The organism is Candidatus Symbiopectobacterium sp. 'North America' (genome assembly GCF_015762685.1).
Classification (GTDB): Bacteria; Pseudomonadota; Gammaproteobacteria; order Enterobacterales; family Enterobacteriaceae; genus Symbiopectobacterium.
The window spans coordinates 1-25,275 of the sequence record NZ_PEHF01000068.1 but is presented as its reverse complement, the minus strand read 5'-3'; the positions used below and the strand labels follow the sequence as shown (position 1 = coordinate 25,275).

Sequence of the window (25,275 nt, the reverse complement as noted above, 5' to 3'; positions counted from 1 at the left end):
AAGGTACAAGTATAGATAATTATACTTGATTGAGGGTGTGTGCCACCATGATAGGGGAAGACCCATTTTTGTACAGTAATTGGAGGGCGTATGCGTAAAATTATTCATGTCGATATGGATTGCTTCTATGCCGCCATTGAAATGCGTGATAATCCTCGCCTGCGCGATATTCCTCTGGCGATTGGCGGCAGTGCAGATCGACGGGGCGTGATCAGCACCGCCAACTATCCTGCCCGCCGCTACGGCGTACACAGCGCCATGGCGACGGCGACTGCGTTGCGATTGTACCCTCCTGCCGGGGCGTATGGAGGTGTACAAAGCCACCTCACGCCTGATTCGCGATATCTTTTTCCGCTACACTACGCTGATCGAACCCCTTTCGCTGGATGAAGCCTATCTGGATGTGACGGACAGCCCACTGTGTAACGACTCTGCGACGCTGATTGCTCAGGACATTCGCCAGACAATCGCCAATGAGTTACAGCTCACGGCATCCGAGGGCGTAGCTCCCATCAAGTTCCTTGCCAAGGTGGCATCGGAACAAAATAAACCTAACGGCCAGTTTGTGATTACCCCTAACAACATGGACGCTTTTCTGCTGGCGCTGCCGCTGGAGAAAGTCTCCGGCGTGGGTAAGGTGACGGCAAAACGGTTGGAAGAGAAGGGTTTGCACACGTGCTCAGATGTGAGGCAGTACGATTTGGCCGAATTGCTGCGCCAGTTTGGCAAATTTGGCCGTGTGCTATGGGAGCGCTGCCATGGCATTGACGAACGTGCGGTTTCTCCCGATCGTTTGCGTAAATCTGTGGGGGTGGAAAAGACGCTGGCTGCCGATATCCACCATTGGCATGAGTGTGAGGGGCTGGTGGAACAACTCTATCAGGAACTGGAATTGCGCCTGCAGCGCGTGAAACCAGACCTGCATATCGCCCGTCAGGGAGTAAAACTGAAGTTTGATGATTTTTGCCAGACCACGCAGGAAAACGTATGGCCTGAACTGAATAAGCAGGATCTGCTGCGGTTGGCACGGCAAATCTGGGAAGAACGGCGTCAGACGCGAGGCGTCAGGTTGGTTGGGTTACACGTTACTTTGTTCGATCCGCAAATGGAACGACAACTGCTGCTGAATTTGGAGTAATGAGACGAAGCGCCGGTGGCAGTAAATACCCCAGCGCGCCTTGATTACGCTTTTTCTGGGATAGCTGCCAGCAGTGCTGTCAGCAGTTGCCAGTAGCGGCCTACGCTTGCGATGTGCACTTGTTCATCGGGTGAATGCGGTCCGGTAATGGTGGGTCCAATGGAAACCATGTCCATGTTCGGGTAGGTTTTTTTAAATAACCCACACTCAAGCCCGGCGTGAATAACCATGACGTTCGGCGTGGTGTCGAACAGTTTCTGGTACGTTTCACGCACCAGTTGCATCACCGGTGAATGGGCATCCGGTTTCCAGCCTGGGTAGCCGCCTTTCGGTGCGGTGTGAGCGCCTGCTAACTGACCCAACGCCGTCAACGTTCCGACCACGGCATCTTTACCGCTGTCGATCAGCGAACGGATCAAGCAGACGATTTCTGCCTGTTCTGCGTTCATGGTGACCACGCCCAGATTGAGCGAGGTTTCTACCACGCCTTTGACTTCATCACTCATACGAATGAAGCCATTCGCGGTGGAATTCAGCAAGGCCAGCAGGCGATCGCGGGATTCGGCGGTGAGTGGCAGAGCATCGCTGGAGGTTTCTTCCAGAACCAGCGTCAGGTTTTTCTCCACGGCAGCCAGTTCGTGTTGCAACGTCGCCAGATACTGCTCTGCCAGCGTTTTCAGCGCGGTGACGTTGCCCGCCGGAACGGCCAGCGTGGCGAAGGCCTCACGCGGAATAGCGTTACGCAGGGTGCCGCCATTTAAATCCAGCACGCGAATATCCGTTTTCGCGGCGTGCTGGAACAGAAAACGTGCCAGCAGCTTATTGGCGTTACCCAGACCCAAATGAATATCGCAGCCGGAGTGACCGCCTTTTAGCCCTTTCAACGTCAGTTTGAAGGTGGAAAGACCTGCGGTCAGCGCTTCGCGCGTCAGCGGCAGACGGGTGATAAAATCGATCCCGCCGGCGCAGCCCATATACACTTCACCTTCTTCTTCTGAATCGGTGTTGATCAGAATGTCGCCCTGTAACCAGTTGGGCTGCAAGCCGAAAGCGCCATCCATACCGGATTCTTCCGTCATGGTCAGCAGCACTTCCAGCGGACCATGTTTCACGCGATCGTCTGCCAGCACCGCCAGCGCAGAGGCCATGCCAATACCGTTATCGGCGCCTAGCGTGGTACCGCGCGCTTTGATCCAGTCGCCGTCCACATAAGGTTGGATAGGGTCAGTGGTAAAATCGTGTACGGTGTCATTGTTTTTCTGCGGCACCATATCCAGGTGCGCCTGCAATACCACCGCTTTGCGGTTTTCCAGCCCCGGCGTTGCGGCTTTACGCAGCAGGATATTCCCCACTGCATCGCGCTCGGCGTGAATATTACGCCCTTTGGCCCAGGCTAAAATGTGCTGCGCCAACGCCTCTTCATGGTAAGAAGGATGGGGAATGGAACAGATGGTGGCAAAAATATCCCACAAAGGCTGGGGAGCTAGTTGAGACAGTTCAGACACGATTAGCGTCTCCTCGTTAGCAGACCCGTCTGCGCATCAGGTGCGTAAGGACTGCAAGTTAAACGTTTCGGGGTGTGCCGCCGCAATCGGCACGTCAGTGACAGAATATCACTTTCGTTATCTTTTGATGCATCTTCAATTTGTATTACCGATAGTCATAGTATTTTATGCTTTACAAAGTAAAAATTTAAGAATATTGAATCGATGCTTTGCACTAAGTAACCAATATGGCCGTTATTTTCTGCTTTGTGCTAGGGTGTCTTTACCCAGCAATTCGAAGGCAAAAGCAAGAGGTATGCAGCGATTACGTGGATAAATACTGGTTTTTATGCTGGCGGCTATCTATAATCTCGCGCAACCTTTTTCCCCCTCAGACTCGAATTAAGCCAATTTAACGTTGGTCAGGATAGATTTTTATGAGCGAAAAGTACGTCGTCACCTGGGATATGTTGCAAATTCATGCCCGTAAACTGGCGCAGCGTTTGCTGCCAGCCGAACAATGGAAAGGCATTATTGCCGTTAGCCGTGGCGGGTTGGTTCCCGGTGCACTGCTGGCGCGTGAATTAGGCATCCGTCATGTGGATACCGTGTGTATCTCCAGCTATGACCACGACAACCAGCGTGAGCTGACTGTCCTGAAACGTGCCGAGGGAGACGGTGAAGGGTTTATCGTGATCGACGACCTGGTGGATACAGGGGGAACGGCGAAAGCGATTCGCGATATGTATCCGAAAGCGCATTTTATCACCATTTTCGCCAAGCCAGCCGGACGCCCGCTGGTGGATGACTACGTGGTTGATATCCCGCAAGACACCTGGATTGAGCAACCGTGGGACATGGGCGTGGTGTTTGTTCCGCCCTTGGCCGGACGGTAATCGTCTTCTGGCATAGTGTTCAGACGCTAACTAATGTTATGTTGATTGCCCGGCTTTGCACAGGGCAATTTTTTTTAAAGGCTCAAAGAAGCCTGTGCAGCACTTTCATTCCGATGCGCATCTGCCGTGCGTTTTCGTGTTCTCAATCATGCCGTATCTAGGAGACTGCCGTGGTTCAAGCCAATCTCTCTGAGACACTGTTTAAACCCTCGTTCAAACATCAAGAGACATCAACGTTGGTCAGGCGCGCTCGCCACCATGAAGACGTTGAACGCCATTCCGCGCTGGAAGGGCAGTATTCAAAACACTGGTATCGCACACTGAACCGCCTGATGTGGATCTGGCGTGGTGTCGATCCACGTGAAATCGAAGAGAAGTGCTGGCACGGATTACGGTCAGCACGGAGAAACGCAGCAATGAACATTTTCTGGATACCGTGGTGGGTTACCGCAGCGGAAACTGGATTTACGAGTGGGCCAAGCAGGGGGCCGCCTGGCAAACCAAAGCGATGGAAAGCGAAGAGACCCAGCACGATGGTCACTATTGGCTGAATGCGGCCAATCTCTACAGCATTGCGGCTTATCCCTATATCAAAGGGGACGAACTGGCGGAGCAGGCACAAACACTGGCAAACCGCGCCTATAAAGAAGCGGCTAATTATCTGCCGTATCAGTTAAAAGCGCTGGATTTTCCCATCGAAGGTGGCGGTAATCTGCGCGGCTTTTTGCACTTGCCTGAGCAGGGCTCAGCACCGTTCCCGACCGTGCTGATGTGTGGCACGCTCGATATGCTGCAAAGCGACTATTATCGCCTGTTCTGCAACTACCTGGCTCCGGCTGGCATTGCTATGCTGACCATTGATGTGCCGTCGGTAGGCTTTTCGTCGCGCTGGAAGTTAAGCGAAGACAGCAGTTTCCTGCACCGACAGGTGCTGCACGCACTGCCTGATATTCCCTGGGTCGATCACTGTCGCGTTGGTGCCTTTGGTTTTCGTTTCGGTGCCAATATCGCGGTGCGGCTGGCCTATCTGGATCCAGGCCGTTTGCGCGGTGTCGCTACTCTTGGCTCCATCGTGCACCATTTGCTGTGTGATACGCAGCGCCAACATCAGGTGCCGGATATGTATATGGACGTGCTGGCCAGCCGACTTGGCATGGCGAATGCCACCGACGCAGCGCTGAAAACGGAACTGGGCCGCTACTCGCTCAAAACTCAGGGGCTGCTGGGCCACCGTTGCCCGACGCCGATGCTGGCGGGCTATTGGGATAACGACCTGTTGTGCCGGAAAGAAGAAGCGAGCCTGATCGTCAATTCGTCCACCAACGGTAAATTGTTGCCCATCAAGGCGGCGCCTATATACCGTAATTTTCATCAGGCCTTGGGTCATATCAGCGATTGGCTAAAGGGCGCGCTGAACGCCTAAGCATCTGACTCACAAAGAAAGAATAACCTGAAGCGTATACCCTAAATAATTCGGGTTGCAGGAAGGCGGCAAGCGCGTGAGTCCCGATGAGCTTACTCAGGTAAGTGATTCGGGTGAACGCGTGCAGCCAACGCGCCTGCAACTTGAAGTATGACAGGTATAGCGGTTTAATTTATTGTTGCCATCTGTTAAAAAAGAAGCTTCAACCTGAGGAGTAAACCGATGACATTACCGAGTGGACACCCGAAAGCCCGGCTCATGAAAAGTTTTGCCTCATTGGGGCCCTATCTACGCGAGAATCAGTGCGACAACGAACGTTTTTTCTTTGATTGCCTGGCGGTATGCGTTAGTGTGAAACCTGTGCCGGAAAAACGGGAATTCTGGGGATGGTGGCTCAAGTTGGAAGCCCAGGAAAAGACGCTCGTTTATTCCTACCATACTGGCTTGTACGATAAAACGGGCCGTTGGCAAGAAGAGAACATTAAGGATACCGAAGTGCTGACGAAAGTGCAGGAGACGCAACAGCAGTTTCATACGCGTCTGGAAAAGTTATTACACTCTTTGGAACCCTCCTTGACGCTCACCGAGCGACCGTGAAGCCTCTCTTTTGAGTCTGCGCCGCGTTTGCGGGAGCGGGGCAGATTCGCGTAATCTCTGTTGCCATTATGAACGTGCTTTGTGGCAGCGTTTTCACTATTTCGTGTTTTGACCAACATTAACGGCAGATTAATCATGAATGGCAGCCAGACTTTGGTTGTGAAATTGGGTACCAGCGTGTTGACCGGCGGATCGCGCCGCTTGAACCGTGCCCATATTGTTGAATTGGTTCGCCAGTGTGCACAGCAGCACGCGGCCGGACACCGTATTGTGATTGTGACGTCTGGGGCGATTGCCGCTGGGCGCGAGCATTTGGGCTATCCGGAATTGCCTGCCACCATCGCCACCAAACAACTGTTGGCCGCGGTAGGGCAGAGCCGTTTGATTCAGCTGTGGGAACAACTGTTTTCTATTTATGGTATCCACATTGGCCAAATGTTGCTGGCGCGCGCGGATCTGGAAGACAGAGAACGTTTCCTCAACGCCCGCGACACTCTGCGTGCATTGCTGGATAACCGTATTGTTCCGGTGATTAATGAGAACGATGCGGTAGCCACCGCCGAAATCAAGGTTGGCGATAACGACAACCTGTCGGCGCTCGCCGCGATATTGGCAGATGCGGACAAGCTGCTGTTGCTGACCGATCAGGCTGGCCTGTTTACCGCCGATCCGCGCTCCAACCCGGAGGCCGAATTGATCCGGGAAGTGGAAGGCATTACCGACGAACTACGCCTGATTGCCGGTGGCAGCGTTTCCGGCCTTGGCACGGGCGGTATGTCGACCAAATTGCAGGCTGCCGACGTGGCCTGCCGTGCCGGGATTGATGTGATCATTGCCGCAGGCAACCGCACCGATGTGATTGGCGATGTGATTGGCAACGTGTCGGTCGGCACCCGTTTCCACGCCGTGGAAGCACCGCTGGAAAGTCGCAAGCACTGGATTTTCGGTGCGCCGCCGGCGGGTGAAATCACCATTGATGACGGTGCGCTTTCCGCGATCGTTGAGCGTGGCAGCTCTTTGTTGCCAAAAGGCATTCGCGAGGTGAAGGGTAACTTTTCTCGCGGTGAGGTCATCCGTGTTTGTACGCTTTCCGGGCGCGATTTGGCGCATGCGGTAACCCGTTACAACAGTGATGCACTGCGCATGATCGCCGGGCATCACTCGCAGCAGGTTGCCGATATTCTGGGGTATGAATATGGCCCGGTGGCCGTTCATCGCGACGACATGATTATCAATTAAGGAACACGCCATGCTGGAAAAAATGGGCAAAGCGGCTAAACAAGCCTCCTATCACCTGTCGGTGCTGAGTACGGTGCAGAAGAACCAGGCGCTGAACGTGATTGCTGACCTGCTGGAAGCAGAAAGCGCAGAGATTCTGGCCGCTAACGCACTGGATCTGGCGGATGCTCGGCAAAATGGCATGAGCGCCGCGTTACAAGACCGGTTACTGCTCACGCCGCAGCGTCTGAGCGCTATCGCTGACGATGTGCGCCAGGTCTGCCGCCTGAATGACCGGGTGGGGGAGGTGATTGATGGCCGCCTGCTGGATAATGGATTGAAACTGGAACGCCGTCGCATGCCATTGGGCGTGGTGGGCGTTATTTATGAAGCGCGCCCGAATGTGACGGTGGACGTCGCCAGCCTGTGCCTGAAAACCGGTAACGCAGTGATTCTGCGCGGCGGCAAAGAGACTTATCGCACCAATGCGGCCACCGTAAGCGTGATTCAACGCGCACTGGCGCAGAGTGGACTGCCCACAGCTGCGGTTCAGGCGATTGAAAGCCCAGACAGAGAGCTGGTCAATCAACTGCTTAAACTGGATCGCTACGTGGATATGCTGATCCCGCGCGGTGGTGCCGGGCTGCATAAACTGTGCCGTGAGCACTCGACCATTCCGGTGATCACGGGCGGGATTGGCGTGTGCCATATTTTTGCTGATGAGAGCATTGATTTCACCAAAGCGCTGGCCGTGATTGAAAGCGCCAAGGTACAGCGTCCGAGCGCATGCAACAGCCTGGAAACGATGCTGATTCACCGCGCCATTGCCGCGCAGTTCCTGCCTGCATTGAGCGAGAAAATGGCACAAGCAGGGGTGACGCTGCACGCCAGCCCGGAAGCCCTGACCACGCTGCAAAGCGGACCTGCCAACGTGGTTGCGGTGGAAGCCAAGGATTACGATGACGAATGGCTCTCTAACGACCTCAACGTGACACTGGTGGACGACATGGCTGCTGCCATTGCCCATATCCGGGAACACGGCACGCAGCACTCCGATGCCATTTTGACCCGCTCCATCAGCAATGCGGAACGCTTTGTGCGCGAGGTGGATTCCTCGGCGGTGTACGTCAATGCCAGCACCCGCTTTACCGATGGCGGACAGTTTGGCTTGGGCGCCGAAGTGGCGGTAAGCACGCAGAAACTGCACGCGCGCGGCCCGATGGGGTTGGAAGCGTTGACCACCTACAAGTGGATTGGTTACGGCGAAGATTTAATCCGCGCCTGATAGCCGCCTTAAGCCTGAAAGTTATAGGATTCTCCGTTATTAGCAGTGAAGATAATGAGAGAATCCTGTTATTCCTCCGGTCGTTTACAAAACCAGCAAACGGACGGCAAAACTATTGACTTGCTGCGGTGATTTCACTACTTTGTCACCCCGTAGTCCACCGTCAGTGCTCACTGACGTGTCTCAGGGCCGATATAGCTCAGTTGGTAGAGCAGCGCATTCGTAATGCGAAGGTCGTAGGCTCGACTCCTATTATCGGCACCATTTATATATATTATTAATTTTAATCTCAACTTTAATGAGAGTGTCTGTATCGCTTTAGCCGCAGAACTTATCTTGTCTGTGTTGTTGTTCACACCTGAGGCTGTCTCAACGTGAGACCGCATCAGATTCACGCTTCAACAGAAACAAATCACATCAGAAAAGCGTGAGCGATTGCTGCTGGCCTACAGATTGTTTGTCCGCGATACCTGAGTGAGTATCAAAAGTGGCAAAGCGTTGGATAGAAGCAATAAGGCTGAACGATAAAATAAAACGCTGTATTGAATCTCCTTTTGGTAATATATTTCTTCGTATCATGTTAATACCTTGGTCTATAGATTTTTTTATGAAAATGTCAGCCTCTCTTCAGAATAGCAATTCACCCAGCAATAAACTCCATCTTATCCCTTTCACCGAACAACATTTTTCAATATTGATAGGGTGGTTTTTTAGTGAAAAGGACATTGTTCAATGGGGTGGGCCAGATTTATCTTATCCTCTCGATGATGCATAAGTTAATTCGATGTTGATTAAAACCAGGGTCATTCCCACTGACTATTTTTGTTGGATGGTTGAAGATAATGCAGGCGAATTATGCGGTCATTGCCAACTGGTGTCTGACTGGAGAAATGGAGTAGCAAAAATTTGTAGGGTTGTCATTGCGCCTGAGCATCGAGGACATGGCTTCGCAACGCGAATGGTTAACATGGTTTTAGAAAAAGCATTTTCATATGCTGAAATAGAACGAGTAGAGCTTAATGTGTATGCTTGGAATGAAATAGCTATAAAAACCTATTCCCGCATTGGATTTATTGGTGAGGGGGTTCGCCGATCCTCGGTGAAAGTGGGTGATGAACGCTGGGATACCGCCATAATGAGTATGTTACGTGATGAGTGGATAACGCCTTCAGTTAGCGTTATTAAGTAGGGTGGGTTTAAATGGTTAATGTGTAAAATAGTGCGATAATTAATATTTAATGTTGTAAGTATGGAGTATTGATGCACCAACCTAAACAAGTGTTAGTCGTTCCTTATGCAATTTATGAGCGTGAATTGTATTTGTATCTTCTGAAAAGAAAAGATATAGATTATTGGCAATGGGTAGCAGGAGGGGTAGAGGAAAATGAAGTCATATTAAGTGCAGCGATACGAGAATCATCTGAAGAGCTGAGTATAATGTTTAAAACATCAGATTTTATAAAGCTTGAATCGGTGTGTTCTATCCCAAGGTGTCATTTCAACAGTGATAAGGCATGGGGGGATGATTTCTATACTGTTACAGAATATTCCTTTGCTGTTAGATTATCTATGAACTGCAAATTAAATTTGAGTGATGAACATAACGAAATAAATAGAATAAAGTATTTGCAGTTGAGTAAATATCAAACATGGGATAGTAATAGAATGGCAGCATGTTAGCTAAATGAACGGTTTTTGCAGGGCTCTCTTTGAATGATGGCGCATTTTTTATTCGCGGTAGAAACATCCTGATGCCATGTTTTGGTTCTGAATGGCGTTGGATTTTGTGATAGGTTCAACTGAACGTAATGCTCTTTCTATTCGACAACGATACATGGGGTTACACATGGAAGACAAAGGAAAGATTTTCCGCAGGCTACATGAGCTTGATGATGTTTTCGTTATTCCTAATCCCTAGGATATCGGCACTGCCCGGATACTCGAATCCATGGGATTTAAAGCGCTTGCGACTACCAACGCGGGACTTGCTTTTTCGTTAGGGGTTCATGAAGGGACGGTTCCGTGGGAGCAGACGCTTTTGCATTGTCAGTCTCTCGTGAACGCCACCTCTCTGCCAGTATCCGCCGATCTTGAAAAAGGGATGGGGGATGACCCGGAAAGTGCTGCACAGACTGTCGAAATTGCAGCGGGTATCGGTTTGGCCGGATGCTCTCTGGAAGATCATACCGGCATAGCCAGCAAACCTATTTATGATTTTAGCCTGGCATTGGAAAGAATTGAGGCCGTGGCTAAAGCACGAGATGCGCTGGCGCATGATTTTGTCATAACGGCCCGTGCCGAAAATTTCATGTGGGGAATCACCGATCTGGATGAAACAATCCTGAGATTACAGGCTTTTGAAAAAGCCGGAGCCGATGTTCTTTATGCTCCAGGTCTCAGGGATATCACAATGATTAAAACGGTATGTCAGGAGCTGACAAAGCCCGTCAATATTGTGATGGGGCTGCCCGGAGAGATATTTAGCATTGCTGAATTGGCCGATGCAGGTGTAAAACGAATCAGTGTTGGTGCATCCATGGCGCGGTTTTCCTACGGTATGTTTGTACACGCGGCTCAAGAAATCATGTCAAAGGGCACGTTTACTTATTCCAAAGATGCTATGGGATTTTCGGAACTGGCATCCTATTTCGAGAGAAAATAATCCAGGCGTATTACCCGCCAAGGTACTATGACGCTGTAGTCACTGCGCTGTCGCAAAAATCGCCGCGAGAGAGTGTATGATGTGCATGCGGCTCTTACGTGGGCGCAACTCAGAGTCTCTCTTATAGGATTATTTTCTTCTGCTCATTGTCAGCATGACGTTTATGTACGCCATGTTTAGAACATATCGTACATAAAATAGAGATGTTGTTTCCCTTTCGCTATAAACAGCAAAAAATAGCCATGAATTGTTCGTGTTTTAACCCGGTGACGGTAGTGGTGATAATTATAACTCTATGGTTTTATGATGGTTTCAATTAAAAGCACGATGTCCTAATCATGTTGTTAATAACAGTGTTGACACTACAGGAAAAGCATGTAAATTGTATTTTAACAACAGATGAAATTAGGTTGCTGTTTATTTATTTGAGAAGTGTTTTGCGTTCTTTGGTAATTATGCGATAAAAGCCATGAAGTGTATTTTTTATGGTTTTTCCAAACTGAGAGTGGGTAATATTCTCGTTTGGTCATGCATTCAGGCAGCGTAGTCAGTCTCTACAATCGCAGGGTGTGAACGAAAGCGCGATGATGTAAGGCCATGTTTCAGTTATATTTAGTTGCGAGTGTGTCTGATTGGTTTTCGGTGTTGAATATCGCAACGGCAGTAAGGCTACGCATCAACTATTTTATATCGCGATGGGAGATGTACTTATTTAGCCTGCCATGGCTTCGTAGGTTGATGGAGCAGGCAGAACGTTCAACCGGTAACTATATGGGAGGGATTTGCTATCTTTTCAGTACCCAATATTATCGTCGTAACGTGTACATCAAGATTTTACAAATAGCAGTGCTAAGCATTTACGTATATTAATGTTAAACTTCAACTTGATAGTAACCTAAAAGCCCTGGCGAATGTCGCTGGGGCTTTTTATTCATGCTCAGCTCTTTTGATTAAAAAATCAACCAGGGTTTTGACCCTTTTGGATTTACCTGAATTTTTGGGGTAATAGAGATACACGGGCGGATAGGTTTTCCAGTAAGGTTCCATCACCGGGATAAATTTTTCCTTATCTGGCTGTAGTTGGTAAATAGGTTCAAATAATCTCCCAATCCCCAACCCGTTACGTATACCGTCAGCCATAACGTCAATGTCATTGCTAATTAATTGGCCTGACATATCAATGGTTAGCTGCTCTCCCTTATCATTCAGTATCAGTGGAAGGATGCGATTATTTGTAATAAACCGATGAGCCTGTGCTGTTGAAGATCAACTGGTGATACCGGTGTGCCAAATGCTTTAAGATATTCAGTTGAAGCATATAACCCCTCGCGAAAGGGCTTCATCAGTTGACGAGCGACAACACCCCCCTCAAGAATGTCTCCGAAGCGAATTCCCAGATCAAACCTTTCATCAATGATATTTAGGGTCCCGTCATAAACGAAAATCTCCAGTTGGATCCCAGGGTACTGCTGGCAGAAAGCGGCCATAGCGGGTTTGAGTATAAGTAGGTAAGCAAAGCGCGAGAGCGTAATCCTGATAAGGCCTGAAGGTTTTTGATTCTGTTCTTTGATGTTTTCAAGCGCTTTTTCCAACGAATTTACGGCATCGGATGTCTGCTGTAATAACTGTTGGCCTGCGTCAGTCAGTTCAATTCTACGAGTCGTGCGAACAAACAGCGGGTACCCGATGTGTTGCTCAAGGAGTTTGAGAGCCTTGCTGACTGAGGGCGGGGTGATCTCCAGCTTCCTTGCGGCAGCGGAGATGCTGCCCTCATGCGCAATACTCTGAAAGATGCGTATTTGATTGTAAATCACGTTATTCATCTCGCCATCCCGATGCCAATAGGCTTTTGCTAATAGTCTTTGAGCTATTGATACCCTAAAAAACAGAATTGAGCTTGCTTATACTGTGCATCCATTGAATGACCCACTGTGAATGAACTGAAAATGCCTAACGTATTGATTATTTTAGGGCACCCAAATCTTGCGGCGTCTGTTGGCAATACAACTATCCTGCGGGAGGTTGCCAGTGCCTTGCCTGGCGTTGAGATCCGTTGTCTTGATATGCTTTACCCGGATTTTAAAATCAATGTTGCCGCAGAGCAGGAAGCGTTGTTGAAGGCTGATGTGATTGCCTGGCAGTTTCCTTTTTCCTGGTATTCACTGCCAGGGATAATGAAGTTATGGCTGGATGAGGTTTTTGTCCACGGGTTTGCTCACGGTTCGACAGCAAAACTGGGCGGCAAAAAGCTGGTTCTCTCTTTTACGACGGGAGCACCGCAGGCGCTATATTCCTCTAAAGGTTTCTTTGGACACGATGTTGAAGATTACCTAATTCAGTTTGAAACCACCGCAGGGCTATGCAATCTGGATATGCAGAAACCGATTTACACCTGCGGCGTGAGCTATTCAGATCGCGACGAAACCAAAATAGCGCAACAGAAAATCATGGCGAAAGAGCATGCCTCACGACTGATTACTGTACTGCACGCATTGTCGTCTGAACCAGAAATGGCCGTATAAAAAAGAGGCAGGTAAATGTTTCTTATCAATATCACGGTAAACGAAAATATTACGGCAGAGCAACACGAGTCTCTTTTTCCTCGTCATGCTCAATGGTTTAAAAAATATTTTGGTGCAGGTAACTTTCTGATGATTGGGCCTTACACCGATTTCGAAAGAGCTGGCGTTATTATTGCCAGTGCCAAAGATCGTGATGAACTTATGGCGATCCTGGCTGAGGACTCCTATTTTCCCGATCTGGCAAAGTACGATATCAGGAAATTTTCTCCCAACATGATTGCGGAAAATCTGCATCAGTTTCAGGCATTCTAAAAATCGCAATACAGGTATGTTGGACTGGAGGTAATCGCAACAGTTGAAACCCTGAATTAATGAAGGAGCGAAAAGATGAATTGGGCACACTTTTTTAGCGTCGTAAAAAGGGTATTTGCCGTTACTTTTCTTTTCCTGTTACCGCTCCGCGAAGCCATTAGCAACGATCAGAGTGCCGTGAAAACACTGGTTATTGTTTCTCATCCTTATCCGGAACGCTCTGTTCTGACGAAGGGATTGCAGGAGGCGGCGGAGCGCGTTGAAGGCGTAACCGTTCGTAATCTTGAGACGGTCTATGGTTTTGACACCCGTAATATCAATGGCGAAGAAGAACGCCGGATTATGCGCGAGTATTCACGCGTTGTTTTCATCTTTCCTACCCACTGGTTTAATATTACGCCCATGATGAAAGCCTGGTTGAACGACACCTGGGGCAGCGTGGGGCCCGGTGTGTGGCAGGGTAAAGAGATGCTCATTGTCAGCACCGCTGCTGGAGGATCGTCTACTTACGGAGAGGCGGGGAGAATTGGTGTTACGCTTGCGGATGTATTTTTACCCATGAAAGCAAGCGCTCTGCATGCAGGTATGACGTATCTTTCGATAACCGTGGTCGCGATGGTGGCTTCCGTTGGGCCGTAAGAGTTGAGGATTTTGGCGTGTGGGAAGCGGCGGCGCAGTTGTTTTACCAGTGCTTTGTTTAACACTTCGCCGATGAACACAAAGACGCTCAGATCGGGCAAATAGTCACTGCTAAACTGCGGCGAAAGCAACCGTTGATAGGCAAAGGAGGGAGTGGAAACCCACACGGAAACGCCGTTGCTTTTCAGGCGGTCAAGCCAGTTTTCTGCGGCGATGTCCTCTTTCGCATTCAGCACGATATGCCCGCCGGTGGCCAGGTTTGCCAGCAGTGGTATCAGAGAGAGATCGAAGCTGAACACCGCATGGTTCATCAGCACCGGCACTTCCGGCAGCGCGAAATCCTGACGCCCCCACTTCATGAAATGCCACAGGCTTTCACGCCCGATTTGCACACCTTTGGGCTTGCCGGTGCTGCCAGAGGTGAACATGATATAGGCGAGATCCTGCTCGACGAGTGCCTGTTCGCTCACGCCCGTGGCAATAAATTGTCGGGTCGCCACGTCATAATAGTAAGGGGCGCTTGCCAGTTGGCAAATCTCTTTGAGCCGTTCCTGCGGATAGATGCAGTCCACCGGGATATACGGAATGTTGTGCGCAACTGTAGATAGCAGCGGAGAACTCTGCCTGCTGATGCCCGTAGATCACTATCGGCGGACCAGCAGACCGCTAGCAGTGGTGATAGCGTTTTGCCCAGTCGGTGACAGCAACAGAAAGTTGTTGCCAGGTCAGGGCTTCATCACTGCCGCTAATCGCTGGTTGCTGTGGGTTTGCCGGGTCGAGTAATGCCGCACGCAGAAAATCTTGCAGTTCTAGACGCTCGCTGTGTTGGTTCATAAAGGTGACATTCCGCTAAAGATATAGAGGGAGGCCGCGGCGCTTGCTAGCGTCAAAATTCGCCCCGTAAACTCACTAACCGGATGGTCTAACCAATTGCTCAGCACCGGGCTGCGTTTCACCGACCATTGCAGCATATTGTGAGCAACAGAGATGGCGCCAAACAACGCGCCGCTGATGACATAGTGTCGTTCCAGCCCGTTCCACGCCCCCATACAAAACAGGGTGCAGAAAATACCAATGTTCTGCGCCAGCGTTTTGTTCTGACGGAAAAAATCGAGCTTCATCAGATTCATATAAATCGGCATAAAGACCACATCCCTCAGCCATTCAGACAGGCTGATGTGGAAACGTCGCCAAAAATCCTGCGGGTTCTTTGCCAGAAACGGCATATTGAAGTTTGCCGGGATATTCAAGCCAAATAAAAGTCCGGCCCCGATAGCCATATTGCTGTAGCCAGCAAAGTCAAAGTAGAGATAGGCGCTGTAGGCCAGAGACATGACCACGCCCACGCTTAACGTAAACGGCTGATGGCTCCACGGCTGAACCACCAGAGTATCAATGAGCGTGGCTAATAGGTATTTCTGGATAATGCCGGTAAAAATTTGTTCCATGGACAGTAAAAACTGTTCACGGGTAAGTGTAAACACCGGTTTATTAATGTCATTAATCCATGTGCGCCAGCTATACATCGGGCCCGCCAGGATAATAAACGGCATAAACAGGTAGCAGAAATAATGCAGAAAACGTTGGCCGTCTTTTTTACTGCGGTAAAGCAGCACGTCAACGGCACGGAAGGTCATGAATGACAAGTCAATCATGTTCCAGTGGTTGTTGAGATCTAATTTCACCAGGAACATAGGAAGTAATGTCAAACTGACGGCCTGCCAGGTTTTTAACCAGCCTTTTTCTTTTAATGTGACAAGCAGATAAAACCCAAGAAAAACCACTACGGGAATGAGGTAATCACCCTGGAAAATATACGCCCAGCCAAATGCTGCCAGCACAGAAAAAGCAGACCAATAGGTCAGCCGATAATGCAATACGCGGTTAACCAGCGCAAACAGTAGCGATGATGAAAATAGAAGGAAAAAAAACGTTCCGGAGCTATACATCATTTCCCCTTCAGAATTTTTGGTATTCGAAATGCACTTTCAAATCCATGCTGTCATCAACAGAGGTCCACGCAACAACGGTGACCGCGAGAAAGAAATAAAGGAAAAAAGGCGAATGGCAGTTTTCATCGTTTAAAACTCTCAGCAATAAAGCGGTCTATGGCAACCCACGCCAGTTCAGTGGGATGCAGACGATCCCAGTTCCAGCCGTTCTGATAGGGCTGGGCATACATATCAAAATAGGGAACCCGATGTTGCTCCAGCATCGTTCGGATCTGTTGATCGACTACCTGGAATTTTTCTGAGTTTTTAATCGCCCATGGATTAATCGGGTCAACCACCACCACAAACTGGGCGTTGCGCGCTTTCAGCAGTTTGACCGTCTCTCGCAAAGCTTCCAGTTGCGAGGGGACTGCTGGCGCGTTGTCCCACTCATCCGGCGTGTTATCGTCGGCAAAAATCGACTTATCCATCCATAGGGTGTCTGCGCTTTGCTGGCGTGATTTGTTGAGCTCGCGCGCGTGGGCCAACGCCATATCCCAATCCGGATTGACGAGGTTGACGGGTTGTTCCGGCCAGGGTTTCGCCGGTTGTGGGGTAATGTTCAGCATTGCCAGCCACTCGTTTTTTACCATCTCGCAGAAATTAGCAAAGAGATAACTCACTTCCTGCCAGATAATTTCCGGATACCAGCCATAGATTTCCATCTGGCTGAAGGTTAAGTGGCTGATATCTTCTTTATCAATATTGCGTAAGTACTTGACCAGCAAAGGACGCGTCAACATATCCTTCATCAAGGGATTAAACACGGATGAGGGGAAGTTGTTGGCAAAAATGGCCGGAGGAATACCTTCAGAATAAAAAGTATCCGGTGCTAACATCAAAACAATTTTGCTATTGGCGTTAATGTCATTTTTAAAACGCGAGAGCAGTAAAAAATGCGTGATGCTATCGATGTAACTATCACCGTAAGCCACTAAAGGACGATGCAACTGGTTATTGAAGTAATTATAAACGGCGTAATGTTCATCTTCGGAAGTAGAAACTTCAGATGCACCGATAAAGAAAATCGCATTGCCCTGCAAAGCATGGGAAATAGTCGCCATGTTTTGCTTGCGTTCCTTTGGCGTTCCTTCCATTGATTTAATCAGTGGTTGGAATGTCAGCTCTGGATCAGCGGTCCTCACCAGCGGGGGAACGCTGAGGAACAGGATCGCCAGGATCGCCATCAGGATATGTAGGCAGAAAGTATTTTTGATTTTCATTATATAATTTATAATTACATGATATTAATTTGTTTAAAGTTTGTTGCTTTATATCTTTACAGGGTGTCGGTTCCTGCGTTTTTTGCATTATATACCAGGCTTATCGGCGATGATGAGCGTTGCTGTGTAACGGTATGTACAGTGTTTGTCCTGCTCACATAATTTGATTAAATGGGCCAAATAATGGGCCTTCACCGCTGTTGTTTGTTGGACAACATGCCGTGCGCCGTTGTGATGTTTGAAAACCATTCTCAAGTATTCCCCCTCCGAAGAGGGGGGATTGTTTTATTTACAGATAACGCCCGTCATTTTAGTGAAGTTAAACCAGTGTCCCGCTTCGGCGGCCATCATGTCGCGATCGCGTATGGCATAGGGGTGTGAGCAAGCCAGCCATGCTTGCCAGGCTTGCTCGCAACGGGCGCTCTCGGTGCATTCCGCTATCTGCAAATAGGCGCTTTGCTGCCAGAGTTGCTGCCACCAGTCGACGGTAAAGAAGTTCATACCGGACTGCCAAAAGGGGGCCAGTTCAGAAGGAACACCTCGATCGAAAGGCCTTTGTAAACCCGGAATAACGATCGCGACGCGGCCTCCGGGTTTGATCCAAGGCGCAAGGTGGCTGTCGAAAAAGGCTGAGCTGGCACCAAAGTAGTGGTAGGCATCAATATTGAGCAGCGCGTCGAAGTGGTTTTCGGGAAACGGCTTTACAGCGGGAAGGTCGGCAACATCCATATGTAATGGGGTTATCAGGTTAGATAACCCATGCTCACTGAAACGGCGTGCGTTATCTTCGGCAGCAATCCATAAATCCATTGCGACCACTTCAACACCATATTGGCTTGCCAGATAGAGGGATGTCAGGCCGGTACCGCAGGCTAAATCGAGCACCCGCATTCAGGGTTTTAACGCCAGAGCGTCGCTGACTTCTTCTGCCAGCAGTAGCGCGCTTGGCCCCATCAAATTGGCATTAATAAATTCAGGCGAAAACATCGGGTTCATGATCCACTCCTTAGCGATTGTCTGATTGGGCGCGGACGTTTCTCAGCCCGGAGGTATTAATGCGATACGGCTGACCCTCCACAGACTTGATCAGTTTTTTGGTTTTGAGTTTTTTGAAGACGGCGAGCGTGCAGTCACTCAGCAGCAAGCCTTCGCGGCTGTAGCATTCGACGGCGGTGATGCGACCGGACGTGTCGCGGACGTGTGCAATGCGTCCTCCTTTGGCGAGAACGTGCAGCGTCCGTTGTTCCTGACGGGATAAATTCATGCTGGAAACCTGTTAATCATCATAGACAAAATGTGCAAACACCTTGCGGTGTCCGCATTCGATTTCAGCGCAGTGATAATCAGCTCGGCCTGAATAGGGTCGGCAAACTGATTATCGGATGATTACATTCTCCAACATCAAAGCCTCGATGAGAGTCGATAGGACATTACAGTTAAAGGATAGCATGCACACTTTGTAAGGAAATAAACAAGCCTGAAAAAGTGTGATTTGAAAAAGCATTATCGCTACTTTTCCCGGTTGTCAGCGCAAAGAAACCTGGCGCATCGCCATTATTTCTTTTCCTTCTTACTTATCGGGCGTTTCTGCAAGCTGATGCGCTTTTACGTAGTCGAGAAAAGCCCGTAGCGGGCTCGGCATATATTGTCGATTCGGGTAGTAAAGTTGCAGGCTGGGGAATTCGGGTAGCCATTTCTCCAGCACCGGCACCAGCGTGCCGTTTGCCAGATGTGCTTTCACCTGGTCGTAATACAGGTAACCCAATCCAGCACCGCACAATACGGCTTCGAGCGTTGAGTCCATATCATCCAGTATGATGCTACCGACCGGCGCAATCTCCAGCTTGCCCTCCGGGCCTTCAAATTCCCAGTTATAGATACGGCCGCTTTGTAAACGAAAAATAATGCTTTGGTGATTCACCAGATCGTGTGGATGCATCGGGGCAGGGTGGCGCTCAAAGTAGTCGGGCGTGGCGACCACAACCCGTTTGATTTTGGGACCAATCGGGACAGTGATCATGTCCTTTTCAACGGTAGTATCCAGACGAATCCCGGCATCAAACGATTGCTGAACGATATCGACGAGTTTGTCGTCAGTGGTGATCTCCACCTTGATATCGTGATACTGGCGGCTAAACCCGGCGATCATCGGCATCAGCACCAGACGTGAGGCTAATCGTGAGGTGTTGATTCTCAGCGTGCCCATCGGCGTGTCGCGAAAGCAATTCATCTCATCGAACAGGGTATCGAACTCGTCAAAGACCGGACGCAGACGCTCAAAGAGATTAACCCCCCGCATCCGTTAACGCCACGCTGCGAGTGGTGCGGTTAAACAGCCGAACTTTTAACCGCTGCTCCAGTTGCTTAACGGCATGACTAATGGCTGAAGGGGAAAGCCCTAACTCGTTGCCCGCTCCCCGGAAACTTTTGTGGCGCGCGACGCTAATGAACGCTGTGAAGTCGGAAAAGTTAAGCTGCATTAGTGAAAATCCTTCATTAACCCATATCAAATACTACGTTTTACAGAACTATTCCCCCTCCGTAAAGTAGTAGTCACTCCTTCATGAGATAGGGTTAACAGCATGAAAAAAACAATATGTATATTATCTGGTCCCATCCGCGCCGCGATTCTTTAACCGCGCAGGTGGTACAGGAAATTCAGGGTGAAGCTGTGCGTCAGGGATTTAACGTTTCCACGCTTGATCTCTACCGAAGTGGGTTTGATCCGGTGCTCAGGGAGGACGATGAGCCGGACTGGAATAATCCGCAGAAAACCTATTCGCCAGAAGTGCATCGTCTGTTTGGTGAACTGGAAGATAAAGACACGTTGGTATTGGTGTTTTCGGTGTGGTGGTATGGTTTTCCCGCCATGCTCAAAGGTTATCTGGAACGCGTATGGAATTACGGTTTGGCTTACGGAGAAGGCAGTGCGCTGAAGCACAAAAAAATCCGTTGGCTGGCACTGGTTGGCGGCTCTCAAGCTGGGTTTATCTAATTTGGCTGGGAAAAGAACATGACCGACTACATCAAGGGCGGTATGGGGTATTTGGGCGTTGAGGACGCAAACATCGATTTTCTCTATAACACTATCGGTGTCGAAGAGGGGATTGACGATCGTGAAGGCCATTATCAGCAGCTCTTCACTCAGGCGCGTGGCATTGTCGGCTCTGTGCTTGAGTAATCGTGTTCAAGCACGAAAGTGCCTGACGTGCTGACAAATGTTCTGGCAATCACATAAAATGACAAAGATTCTATTAAGGGAATAGTATGAATATTCGTCATTCTGCACGCGCGTTACTTATTAATAACGATAATAATGTCTTACTTTTTAAGTTCAGATTCAAAAATATCAAAGACAATATTGATGCCAGTATCAACGAGTTTTGGATCACACCCGGTGGCGGATTGGAAGGGAATGAAACGTTTGAGCAGGCGCTTGGCAAAGAGTTGATGGAAGAAACGGGCTTAATCATAAAAGAGAAGCCGGAGTGGGTGTGGTCAATAGAGGTGGTTTTTGAGCGTAACGGCAGCCAATTTATCAGTCATGAACGCTATTATCTGGTTTATGTCAGCAGTTGCGATAGTGGCGAGCCGAACCTGAGTGAGAATGAAAAAAGCAATCTGCTGCAAAAACGCTGGTGGAGCATCGATGAGATGCTGGTTTCAGAAGCAGCGTTTCGGCCTGTTTGTTTAGCTCGGGAGCTAAACCGCATTCTGTTGAACGGTATTCCGTCGTCACCCAAGGTTATCCCTTGAGGTTGGGTGGGGCGCTTTATCCGCCCCGTCACGTCAACCATTGCCATTTTCGCGCCTGATTCACCGCCTGCATGCGGCCATTTACCTGAAGTTTTTCATAGAGCTGTTTCAGGTGCCATTTTACCGTTTCCGCCGAAATGCCCAGTGCGCGGGCGCTCTCTTTGTTTGAAAAGCGATCTGCGATCAGTTGCAATGTCTGGTGCTCCCGCTCGGTTAATCGCGATGCCATCGGCGAGGTGTTTTCAGGCAGAGAGGGGCAAGCGTGGTCCATAATGCGGCTATTGCGCGGTTGAACATCGCATCCGACGTCTGCTGTTGGTGAATATGGCGTAATAGTGACAGCAATTCCGGTCCTGCATCCAACAGGCTGCGACGCAGATGTTGTTTAACCGCGCGCAGGATTGCCGGTTTGCACACCGCTATTGCTTGTTCTGTTTCTCCGGTACGCCATAGCACGACCGACAACAACAGCCTTGAACGCGTGGCGGCAAGCGATTCGCCACAGCGCTCTTGCTCGAGCATGACGGTGTGAATCACCTCTGCTGACATCACCAGATCGCCTGAGGCAATCAGTAAGCGAGCCCGACTCTGTTCACTATACCAGCGCAGAGCGTCATTTTTTCTGCGGCCATTTCATCGATCAGACGCTGTAACTGGCTCAGCAACTGAGCTGCTTCTCCGTTATCCCCCCGTCTGGAGCTGGAAAGTGATGCGCTATGCCAACAGGGAAACCCGTGCGTGCCACCATCCTCGCTGGAGCGTCAGGTTTTCAGCGTGCAACAACAGTGCGTTAGCCTCTTCCTCCCGACCGGTTAATTGAGCCTGTTGTGCCAGCACAATGTAGCAGCGGCTGAAGCCATCGGGGTGGCAAACGTCGTCAATCATTTGTAGACGCGGCGTCAATAGGGCATGATGCGTGTTACATCTCCTTGCTCCCAGGCGATCTCTGCCAGAAGCGGGGCCAGTGTGGCACTGCTGCTGGAGTGGGGGCCGGTTAACGGTTCTGCGCGTTGCAATGCCTGTGAAGCGTGGCGCTCTGCATCCCCCAGGTTGCCCTGCAGCAGAAGCGCTTGCGCGATGACATACGCGCGATACACCTCAACGAAAAGATTGCGGTTCGCTGTTTTGGTTTTGGGTATTAGGGCTTGTACATCCAGCGCGTGCTGCAGACGCGCGTTTGCCAAATGACAATAGCTCAGAATATTGCACACCAGACCATCCACCCAAATATCCCCGCAGGGAACCTCTCGCAGCAGGGGAGCAACCAGCGTCATGCTGTAGGCATGTTTTCCGCGAAGGCTTCGCAGATGGCACGCACCACGCGTAATCTTACCCAAGTGGTGTGGTCCAAGGCGTCTGGATGAGTAGCCACAAAGGTTTCGATGGCATCAAGCAGTTGGCGGGCATCGTTAAACTGAAAATGATGTGATAAAGCCCATGCCAGATTGATTTGCAACGCGATACGTGAAGGTTCGACATTGGCCGGTAAGTAGCGAATCCAGCGCACCAGCGTATCAATATCTCCCTCATCCGCCAGCGATTGCGCGCCGGCTTCTGCATGCAGGGTGCCCGGTTTCCCCGCCGCCAGCGCGTGGCGTATCGCTTCCGCCCAGAGCTGTTGAGCCGCAAACCAGTTACCGGCTCGTTCATGTAACCGGTGGATATCATTACCCATGCGATGTTGCAGACGGCTTTGTAGCGCATCGCGCATCAGCGGATGGTAACGAAACCAGAATCCGGCTTCATCCAGGGTGGAAAGAAACAGGTTATGCTGTGCTATCCAGGAGAGCATCGCCTCGCCGTTAGGGCAGCCAGTGACGGCATCGCGCAGATCGGGATGGAGACGATTAAGCATCGAGGTTTGCAGTAGAAAATCCAGCATATCAGGAGGGAGGGGAGCAAAAATTACTTCCTCCATATACCGGCTCATCGACCGAGAATTGGCATTCAGATATCTCCCCCCGTGGTGAGAGGGCGTGGTGTCACCCAGAGACAATGCAGCCATCTTCATGCCGGCAATCCAGCCTTCGGTCAGGGCGATCGCCTGCTGTATCTCTTGCTGTTTTAGCAACGTCGTGGCTGACTGCGCAAAGTAGCTGCTGGCTTCGTCGAGGCTGAAACGCAGTTCATCGTGTTAAATTTCAACCAGTTGGTCTTGTACCTGAAGTCGGCCAAGCGCCACAGGCAACTGGCTGCGGCTGCCAATGATCACGTGAAGGGACGCCGGCGCATGGTTAAGAAGATAACTCAGCCCATCGTGAATATCCGGGTGACTGATGCTCTGATAATCGTCAAGGATGAGATAGAGCGGATGTGGGCAACCGTGTAATTGATTGACCAACTCCGCGACAAACAGCGAAAAATCGACGGGGAAATCGCCCTGAAAATAGCGTTGAAACGCTGTGCTCCAGCCATCATACAGCGGCCGCAGTGTCTCCAGCAGGTAGCGGGTAAACATCAGCGGGGTATTGTCATCGTCTTCAAGGCTGAGCCACGCCAGCGCATCCCCCTGCCGCTGCCGATGCTGATACCACTGGGTTAACAGCGTTGTTTTGCCAAACCCCGCCGCAGCACACACTAACGTCAGGCTGCTGAAAAGTGCACGATCGAGGCGTTGCAGCAAACGATCGCGCTGCAATAAAGCGCCAGGCGATCGCGGAGGCGTAAACTTGGTGAGAATGAGCGGTAGCTTGCGTGTGAAGCGAAAAGGTTCTTGGTTAACCAATGTTGCAGAGGATGCCTGCATCGGGGGTAAAAACGCCATACTGCCGCTACCTCATTATATCGTCAGTGATCTGAGTGTACCGAAGGACAACAAGTAGAACCACGTTTACTGATTGATAACCGTGGTTCTCTTCCCTTTTTCTCTCTTATTGCCCCCCCAACAGGGGGGGTAGGCCATGCTTATGCGAGCCTATAAAGTAAATCATCTTGTGCATTGTTAATCACGACGAGGTGAATACAGAGTATGGCTATCGAAAATAAAGTCGCGTTAGTAACCGGTGCTGGACAGGGTATCGGACGAGGTATTGCCCTGCGTCTGGCTAAAGATGGCGCATCTGTGATGCTGGTGGATGTCAGTGCTACGGGGATAGAGGCCGTAGCCGCAGAGGTGGCGGCATTAGGGCGTAAGGCGGTGACCTTTGTCGCTGATATTTCCGATCGCGCTCAGGTGTATGCAGCTATCGATCAGGCTGAACGCCAACTGGGTGGCTTCGATATTATCGTCAACAATGCAGGCATTGCTCAGGTGCAGCTATTGTCCGATGTGACGCCAGAAGAAGTCGATCGCATTATGCGCATCAACGTTCAGGGCACGCTGTGGGGGATTCAAGCCGCGGCGAAAAAATTCATTGAACGCCAGCAGAAAGGCAAAATCATCAATGCATGCTCCATTCCAGGACACGATGGTTTTGCAATGTTAGGCATCTATTCTGCGACAAAATTTGCCGTGCGTGCCCTGACTCAAGCCGCTGCAAAGGAATATGCCAGCCGCGGCATTACGGTAAACGCATATTGCCCGGGGATTGTCGGGACGGGAATGTGGACAGAAATCGATAAGCGGTTCTCTGAAATCACCGGTGCCCCTGTCGGTGAAACCTACAAAAAATATGTTGAAGGTATTGCGCTGGGTCGTGCTGAGACGCCGGATGATGTGGCCAGTCTGGTCTCCTATCTGGCAGGGCCAGATTCAGACTATGTCACTGGCCAGGCCATTCTGATTGATGGTGGGATTGTTTACCGTTAAGTCATGTCACCCGAGTCGTGCTCAATCCGGCTCGGGGAATTCCCTTCTTTGTTTGCATTTTCTCGCTCCACAAACACTCGCTTTTTACTGATTGGTATTTATTATGATGCTTTTGCGGTTTATGCAAACGGCCAGCCATACGCGTTGCTTTCGGCGCAGGGCTATCAGTGAAAGGGAAGGTATATGGAGACACATCATCAGTCTCTGGTGGAATGGTTGCCGGGCTTTTTTCAACAATGGCCAGAAAACGCGTTAACGTTCAATGAGCCAACAACTACTGAAAAAATAAGGGTCTTCCCCGATCATGGTGGGAGACTCATAACCCCATGTTTAACCTGCCGTAATGGAACATCACTGCCACCTTAAAGCGTTCTTTGTTCC

24 protein-coding genes, 1 tRNA gene and 6 pseudogenes are annotated in these 25,275 nt (G+C 50.1%); 17 read left to right on the top strand and 14 right to left on the bottom strand.

The features are described 5' to 3' along the window. Positions 1–90: 90 nt before the first annotated feature. A pseudogene (dinB, locus tag CS369_RS14785) lies at positions 91–1,138 on the top strand (DNA polymerase IV). A gap of 44 nt (positions 1,139–1,182) precedes the next feature. Here dinB and pepD read toward each other — a convergent pair. After that, positions 1,183–2,643 carry a beta-Ala-His dipeptidase gene (gene pepD, locus CS369_RS14780; RefSeq protein WP_196907714.1) on the bottom strand — a complete coding sequence of 487 codons (1,461 nt, stop codon included), beginning with the start codon at positions 2,641–2,643 and terminating at the stop codon, positions 1,183–1,185. Between the two features lie 416 nt (positions 2,644–3,059). Here pepD and gpt point away from each other — a divergent pair, with 416 nt between their 5' ends. The 10 genes and pseudogenes from gpt to CS369_RS14730 all read left to right on the top strand — a co-directional run bounded on the left by gpt (position 3,060) and on the right by CS369_RS14730 (position 10,703). Next, entirely contained in the window at positions 3,060–3,518 is a 459-nt protein-coding gene (gene gpt, locus CS369_RS14775; RefSeq protein ID WP_195313987.1) for a xanthine phosphoribosyltransferase, read from the top strand. Between the two features lie 170 nt (positions 3,519–3,688). Continuing rightward, a pseudogene (gene frsA, locus CS369_RS14770) lies at positions 3,689–4,941 on the top strand (esterase FrsA). 222 nt (positions 4,942–5,163) lie between these two features. Continuing rightward, a complete protein-coding gene (gene crl, locus CS369_RS14765) occupies positions 5,164–5,538 on the top strand; it encodes a sigma factor-binding protein Crl (RefSeq protein ID WP_196907713.1) in 375 nt (124 codons plus the stop codon). A gap of 135 nt (positions 5,539–5,673) precedes the next feature. Further along, positions 5,674–6,777 (top strand): glutamate 5-kinase, encoded by a 1,104-nt coding sequence (gene proB, locus CS369_RS14760; protein WP_196907712.1) that lies wholly within the window; start codon positions 5,674–5,676, stop codon positions 6,775–6,777. A gap of 10 nt (positions 6,778–6,787) precedes the next feature. Continuing rightward, a complete protein-coding gene (gene proA / locus CS369_RS14755) occupies positions 6,788–8,041 on the top strand; it encodes a glutamate-5-semialdehyde dehydrogenase (RefSeq protein WP_196907711.1) in 1,254 nt (417 codons plus the stop codon). A gap of 188 nt (positions 8,042–8,229) precedes the next feature. After that, positions 8,230–8,305 (top strand) — tRNA-Thr (locus tag CS369_RS14750). A gap of 223 nt (positions 8,306–8,528) precedes the next feature. Beyond that, entirely contained in the window at positions 8,529–8,816 is a 288-nt protein-coding gene (locus CS369_RS14745; protein ID WP_196907710.1) for a hypothetical protein, read from the top strand. Positions 8,817–8,825: 9 nt separating this feature from the next. Beyond that, on the top strand, positions 8,826–9,230 hold the full coding sequence (locus CS369_RS14740) for a GNAT family N-acetyltransferase (RefSeq protein ID WP_196907709.1): 405 nt from the start codon (positions 8,826–8,828) through the stop codon (positions 9,228–9,230). Positions 9,231–9,301: 71 nt separating this feature from the next. After that, positions 9,302–9,721: an NUDIX domain-containing protein gene (locus CS369_RS14735; RefSeq protein WP_196907708.1), complete on the top strand. Its 420-nt coding sequence runs from the start codon at positions 9,302–9,304 to the stop codon at positions 9,719–9,721. A gap of 241 nt (positions 9,722–9,962) precedes the next feature. Continuing rightward, positions 9,963–10,703, top strand: a complete 741-nt coding sequence (locus tag CS369_RS14730; protein WP_307833707.1) for an isocitrate lyase/phosphoenolpyruvate mutase family protein — start codon at positions 9,963–9,965, stop codon at positions 10,701–10,703. A 927-nt stretch (positions 10,704–11,630) separates the two neighbouring features. Here the strand turns inward: CS369_RS14730 and CS369_RS14725 are convergent. Then, positions 11,631–12,526: pseudogene (locus tag CS369_RS14725) on the bottom strand (LysR family transcriptional regulator). A 123-nt stretch (positions 12,527–12,649) separates the two neighbouring features. Between CS369_RS14725 and CS369_RS14720 the strand changes: the two are divergent. The 3 genes from CS369_RS14720 (at position 12,650) to CS369_RS14710 (ending at position 14,176) form a co-directional block, all read left to right on the top strand. Further along, entirely contained in the window at positions 12,650–13,225 is a 576-nt protein-coding gene (locus CS369_RS14720) for an NAD(P)H-dependent oxidoreductase (RefSeq protein ID WP_196907716.1), read from the top strand. Positions 13,226–13,240: 15 nt separating this feature from the next. Further along, positions 13,241–13,537 (top strand): YciI family protein, encoded by a 297-nt coding sequence (locus CS369_RS14715; RefSeq protein ID WP_196907706.1) that lies wholly within the window; start codon positions 13,241–13,243, stop codon positions 13,535–13,537. Between the two features lie 75 nt (positions 13,538–13,612). Continuing rightward, positions 13,613–14,176 carry an NAD(P)H-dependent oxidoreductase gene (locus CS369_RS14710; protein WP_196907705.1) on the top strand — a complete coding sequence of 188 codons (564 nt, stop codon included), beginning with the start codon at positions 13,613–13,615 and terminating at the stop codon, positions 14,174–14,176. Here the strand turns inward: CS369_RS14710 and CS369_RS14705 are convergent. From CS369_RS14705 to CS369_RS14680, 6 genes and pseudogenes are all read right to left on the bottom strand, one after another. Beyond that, positions 14,134–15,010: pseudogene (locus CS369_RS14705) on the bottom strand (AMP-binding protein); the annotation flags it as partial. The gene CS369_RS14710 and the pseudogene CS369_RS14705 overlap by 43 nt on opposite strands. Beyond that, on the bottom strand, positions 15,007–16,125 hold the full coding sequence (locus CS369_RS14700) for an MBOAT family O-acyltransferase (RefSeq protein WP_196907715.1): 1,119 nt from the start codon (positions 16,123–16,125) through the stop codon (positions 15,007–15,009). The pseudogene CS369_RS14705 and the gene CS369_RS14700, both read right to left, overlap by 4 nt. 125 nt (positions 16,126–16,250) lie before the next feature. Beyond that, the gene (locus tag CS369_RS14695; RefSeq protein WP_196907704.1) at positions 16,251–17,390 is read right to left on the bottom strand and encodes a D-alanyl-lipoteichoic acid biosynthesis protein DltD; all 1,140 of its coding nucleotides are present in this window, start codon (positions 17,388–17,390) and stop codon (positions 16,251–16,253) included. Positions 17,391–17,675: 285 nt separating this feature from the next. Continuing rightward, positions 17,676–18,281: a cyclopropane-fatty-acyl-phospholipid synthase family protein gene (locus CS369_RS14690; protein WP_244665034.1), complete on the bottom strand. Its 606-nt coding sequence runs from the start codon at positions 18,279–18,281 to the stop codon at positions 17,676–17,678. Between the two features lie 115 nt (positions 18,282–18,396). After that, the gene (locus tag CS369_RS14685) at positions 18,397–18,654 is read right to left on the bottom strand and encodes a YjhX family toxin (protein ID WP_196907703.1); all 258 of its coding nucleotides are present in this window, start codon (positions 18,652–18,654) and stop codon (positions 18,397–18,399) included. A 306-nt stretch (positions 18,655–18,960) separates the two neighbouring features. Then, positions 18,961–19,870, bottom strand: a pseudogene (locus tag CS369_RS14680) (LysR substrate-binding domain-containing protein). Between the two features lie 116 nt (positions 19,871–19,986). Here CS369_RS14680 and CS369_RS14675 point away from each other — a divergent pair. Together CS369_RS14675 and CS369_RS14670 are read left to right on the top strand one after the other, a co-directional pair. After that, positions 19,987–20,571, top strand: a pseudogene (locus CS369_RS14675) (NAD(P)H oxidoreductase). An 86-nt stretch (positions 20,572–20,657) separates the two neighbouring features. Beyond that, the gene (locus CS369_RS14670; protein WP_196907702.1) at positions 20,658–21,146 is read left to right on the top strand and encodes an NUDIX hydrolase; all 489 of its coding nucleotides are present in this window, start codon (positions 20,658–20,660) and stop codon (positions 21,144–21,146) included. A 28-nt stretch (positions 21,147–21,174) separates the two neighbouring features. On the opposite strand, the gene CS369_RS23825 is transcribed toward CS369_RS14670, so the two are convergent. The 6 genes from CS369_RS23825 to CS369_RS23800 all read right to left on the bottom strand — a co-directional run bounded on the left by CS369_RS23825 (position 21,175) and on the right by CS369_RS23800 (position 23,910). Further along, on the bottom strand, positions 21,175–21,375 hold the full coding sequence (locus CS369_RS23825) for a response regulator transcription factor (protein ID WP_244665033.1): 201 nt from the start codon (positions 21,373–21,375) through the stop codon (positions 21,175–21,177). After that, positions 21,360–21,695 carry a hypothetical protein gene (locus CS369_RS23820; RefSeq protein WP_244665035.1) on the bottom strand — a complete coding sequence of 112 codons (336 nt, stop codon included), beginning with the start codon at positions 21,693–21,695 and terminating at the stop codon, positions 21,360–21,362. Before CS369_RS23820 ends, CS369_RS23825 begins: the two co-directional genes overlap by 16 nt. Positions 21,696–21,860: 165 nt before the next feature. After that, positions 21,861–22,031, bottom strand: coding sequence for a hypothetical protein (locus tag CS369_RS23815; protein WP_244665032.1), 171 nt, complete (start codon positions 22,029–22,031; stop codon positions 21,861–21,863). Between the two features lie 14 nt (positions 22,032–22,045). Beyond that, positions 22,046–22,420, bottom strand: a complete 375-nt coding sequence (locus tag CS369_RS23810) for a tetratricopeptide repeat protein (protein WP_244665031.1) — start codon at positions 22,418–22,420, stop codon at positions 22,046–22,048. Continuing rightward, positions 22,417–23,217, bottom strand: a complete 801-nt coding sequence (locus CS369_RS23805; RefSeq protein ID WP_244665030.1) for a hypothetical protein — start codon at positions 23,215–23,217, stop codon at positions 22,417–22,419. The genes CS369_RS23810 and CS369_RS23805 overlap by 4 nt, the downstream gene beginning before the upstream one ends. Before the next feature lie 63 nt (positions 23,218–23,280). Next, positions 23,281–23,910, bottom strand: a complete 630-nt coding sequence (locus tag CS369_RS23800) for an AAA family ATPase (protein WP_244665029.1) — start codon at positions 23,908–23,910, stop codon at positions 23,281–23,283. 204 nt (positions 23,911–24,114) lie between these two features. On the opposite strand from CS369_RS23800, the gene CS369_RS14660 reads away from it, so the two are divergent. Next, complete coding sequence (locus CS369_RS14660) at positions 24,115–24,894, top strand: acetoin reductase (protein WP_196907701.1); 780 nt, start codon at positions 24,115–24,117, stop codon at positions 24,892–24,894. The last annotated feature ends 381 nt before the right edge of the window (positions 24,895–25,275 follow it).